Below are 3,447 nucleotides of genomic sequence, written 5' to 3' on the forward strand. Positions count from 1 at the left end.
ATGAGCCTGCATCCCTGCAGGCCACGCCCTCTCGGCGCATCCGTGCGCCTCGCCCCGGCCTTACGGAAACGCTTCGGCGATTTACAGCCGGACCAGGGCGTCGCTGAAAGCCTTTAATCGTTCTGAAACAACATTATTGCTTCTGCTTAAAAATTACTGGGGATCCCTCAGCCCTGTGGGAGAGGGTTGGGGTGAGGGCATCATCGCGCACCGTGTAAAACATCAGCGCAAAAGCACACAGTCCGGCGGCAGCCGACACTGCAGCGCGCCGGGCAGCACCTCAATGCGGAACTGCGTCCCGCTCAGCGGCTCTCCGTCGAGGTTAAAGGTCATCCCGTGCGGAGCATTCACCTCAAACCACGCCGATTTCCCGGCGATGATATTCGGGCTCTCTTCCGGCTGCGTCAGCGTGGTAAACAGCGCGGGCAGCAGGCCGTCGCCGGTGAAAATACGCAGCTGTAGTTGACCGTCATTGATTAGCGCCTCCGGACAGAGCTGCTGCCCGCCGCCTGCCTGGCGGCCATTGCCAATCCCAATCACCAGCGCGTCACCCTGCCACTGAAAATCCTCGCCGCGAATTTCGCAGCGGTCCGGCTTAAGGGTGTCCATGCGCATCAGGCCGTGGATCAGGTATGATACGCCGCCCAGCGCCGCCTTCAGTTTTTCCGGCGTTTCGCTGGTGATGCGCGTGCCGAACCCGCCGGTCGCCATATTGATAAAGCAGGTTTTATCATTCACTTGGGCGATATCCACGGCGGTGGCTTTGCCGAGGATCGCCAGCTGGAGCGCCTTTTCTAAATCCTCCGGGATCCCGGCGCTGGTGGCAAAATCATTGGCAGTGCCAAGGGGTAAAATGCCCATCACCGGGCGGTCTGCCGGGGGCAGGCCAATAAGTGCAGAGGCGATCTCATTGATGGTGCCGTCGCCGCCGCCGGAAATAATGGTGCTGACGCCTAACGCTAAGCCTTCGTCGATGTAGCGTGCCGCGTCGCCTTTTTCCCACGTCACTCTGACGTGGATACGCGCGCCTTCGTCACGCAGGCCAATAATCGCCTGACGCAACAGATCGTTGCCCGCACTTTTGCCATTGAGAATCAATAAACTGTCTGGATAGGTTGCCATCCGCGCTGCTCCCTTTTTTAGCGTTAGTAAGAGTGTATAGCAGAGAGGAAAAAAGCGGGTAAGAACAGGATGAAAGGAACAAAACAGGCACAAAAGCGCGTTACACTTCAGCGATGAGATTAATGTAATCACAGGAAAGTGATGATGAATAAAATTTTGGTAAGCGCTTGCCTGATGGGCTTGAGGGTCCGTTATAACGGAAGTGAAAAAGCGCGAATGAATGAGCAACTCGCTCGCTGGCACCAGGAACAACGTCTGGTTATCCACTGCCCTGAACTTGCGGCCGGGCTGCCTGTACCTCGTCCTCCGGCAGAGATTATGTCCGCTGATGGCAAAGACGTGATGCACGGACAAGCCAGAATTATTGAAAATACAGGGCAGGATGTGACTGAACATTATCAGCTTGCAGCCTGGCTCGCGCTACGCGCTGCTCAGGCGTCGGGTTGTAGCGCTGCATTGTTAACCGATGGCAGCCCAACGTGCGGCAGTGAGTTTATTTATGACGGTTCTTTTCGCGGTATACAGAAAGCGGGGAGGGGGGTTGCGGCATCGTTGCTTGCAGAGCATGGGATCGCCGTGTTCTCAGAGAAGCAAATCGACGAACTTATTGCCTGGGTTGAGGAAAGAGAAGGCAAAAAATAAGCCCGCGTAAGGGAGATTACGCAGGCTAAGGAGGTGGTTCCTGGTACAGCTAGCATTTATGGGTTATGTTTTTCAGCGGGGGGATAATACCCGTATTGAACGAAGCGGTATGTGATCCGATTCTAAGAATTATCCCAGCGCGAAAAAATTTCCCTGATTAACTATTTGCCGTGTGGGTTTCGGGTGCTTTCACCGTTGAAGTTACGCATCAGCAGCGCGAACTTCAGCTCCACCTCTTCAGGCACCGGCAGCCAGACGGTATGACCGTCGCCCGGCGCCACGTCAATCGCTTCGCCTTTACCGTTTTCCAGATGCTCCAGCGTGAAGTTCATGTTGCCCTGTGGGGTCATCAGCTCCAGGCTGTCGCCTTTGGTGAACTTGTTTTTCACCGCGACGGCCGCCAGCGCGCCTTTGCGCTCGCCGGTGAAGTCGCCGACAAACTGCTGGCGCTCGGAAACCGAGTAACCGTGCTCGTAGTTCTGGTAGTCGTCATGGGTATGACGGCGCAGGAAGCCTTCGGTATAGCCGCGGTGTGCCAGGCCTTCCAGGGTTTCCAGCAGGCTGGTATCGAACGGTTTACCGGCTGCCGCATCGTCGATGGCTTTGCGGTACACCTGCGCGGTACGCGCGCAGTAGTAATAGGATTTGGTACGGCCTTCGATCTTCAGGGAGTGCACGCCCATCTGGGTCAGACGCTCAACGTGGGCGATGGCGCGCAGATCTTTCGAGTTCATGATGTAGGTGCCGTGCTCGTCTTCAAAGGCGGTCATGTACTCGCCCGGACGTTTGGCTTCTTCAATCATAAACACGCTGTCGGTTGGCGCGCCGATGCCCAGCGTCGGCTCAACGTTAGTCACCGGAATAGGCTCGTGCTTGTGGACGATGTTGCCGATGTCGTCCTCTTTGCCTTCCTGGACGTTATATTCCCAGCGGCAGGCGTTGGTGCAGGTGCCCTGGTTCGGGTCGCGCTTGTTGATATAGCCGGAGAGCAGGCAGCGGCCGGAGTAGGCCATGCACAGCGCGCCGTGAACGAATATCTCGATTTCCATATCCGGCACCTGGGTGCGGATCTCTTCGATCTCTTCCAGCGAAAGTTCGCGGGACAGAATGACGCGGGTCAGCCCCATCTGCTTCCAGAACTTGACCGTCGCCCAGTTGACGGCGTTAGCCTGTACGGAGAGGTGAATATCCATCTCCGGGAAGTTCTCCCGAACCAGCATGATTAAACCCGGGTCCGACATGATCAGCGCGTCCGGCCCCATGTCCACCACCGGTTTCAGGTCACGGATGAACGTTTTCAGCTTGGCGTTGTGCGGCGCGATGTTCACGACCACGTAGAATTTTTTGCCCAGAGCGTGCGCTTCGTTGATGCCGAGCTGCAGGTTCTCGTGGTTGAATTCGTTGTTACGCACGCGCAGCGAGTAGCGCGGCTGGCCCGCGTAAACGGCGTCGGCACCATAGGCGAAAGCGTAACGCATATTTTGCAGCGTTCCCGCCGGGGAAAGGAGTTCCGGTTTAAACATGTTTGTTCTCGTTCTGATGACAGGTCAGATCCGCGTGCACCAGGTGCAGCGGTAAGGGGAGATCCCCCACTTTAAGGGCGGGCATTGTAGCGCTGCGGGGGAGGGAGGTAAAGCTTTGCCCCTCACCCTAACCCTCTCCCCTTTGGGGAGAGGGTTAGGG

Annotated in this window: 3 protein-coding genes; 1 reads left to right on the forward strand and 2 read right to left on the reverse strand. The window is 56.9% G+C overall.

What is annotated here, in order from left to right:
• Nucleotides 1-222: 222 nt before the first annotated feature.
• Nucleotides 223-1,122: a lipid kinase YegS gene (yegS, locus tag URZ40_RS22995; RefSeq protein ID WP_163330210.1), complete on the reverse strand. Its 900-nt coding sequence runs from the start codon at nt 1,120-1,122 to the stop codon at nt 223-225.
• Nucleotides 1,123-1,263: 141 nt separating this feature from the next.
• Here yegS and URZ40_RS23000 point away from each other — a divergent pair, with 141 nt between their 5' ends.
• Entirely contained in the window at nt 1,264-1,764 is a 501-nt protein-coding gene (locus URZ40_RS23000; RefSeq protein WP_302217793.1) for a DUF523 domain-containing protein, read from the forward strand.
• A gap of 161 nt (nt 1,765-1,925) precedes the next feature.
• Here URZ40_RS23000 and yegQ read toward each other — a convergent pair whose 3' ends face one another.
• The gene (gene yegQ, locus URZ40_RS23005) at nt 1,926-3,287 is read right to left on the reverse strand and encodes a tRNA 5-hydroxyuridine modification protein YegQ (protein WP_032652696.1); all 1,362 of its coding nucleotides are present in this window, start codon (nt 3,285-3,287) and stop codon (nt 1,926-1,928) included.
• Between the last annotated feature and the right edge of the window lie 160 nt (nt 3,288-3,447).

This window comes from Enterobacter sp. 296B2 (assembly GCF_034106185.1).
GTDB classification, from domain to species: domain Bacteria; phylum Pseudomonadota; class Gammaproteobacteria; order Enterobacterales; family Enterobacteriaceae; genus Enterobacter; species Enterobacter cloacae_N.

Excerpts from the sequence above, each read along its gene's own strand:
- yegS (WP_163330210.1), bottom strand. The coding sequence starts at position 1,122 with ATGGCAACCTATCCAGACAGTTTATTGATTCTCAATGGCAAAAGTGCG.
- URZ40_RS23000 (WP_302217793.1), top strand. The coding sequence starts at position 1,264 with ATGATGAATAAAATTTTGGTAAGCGCTTGCCTGATGGGCTTGAGGGTC.
- yegQ (WP_032652696.1), bottom strand. The coding sequence starts at position 3,287 with ATGTTTAAACCGGAACTCCTTTCCCCGGCGGGAACGCTGCAAAATATG.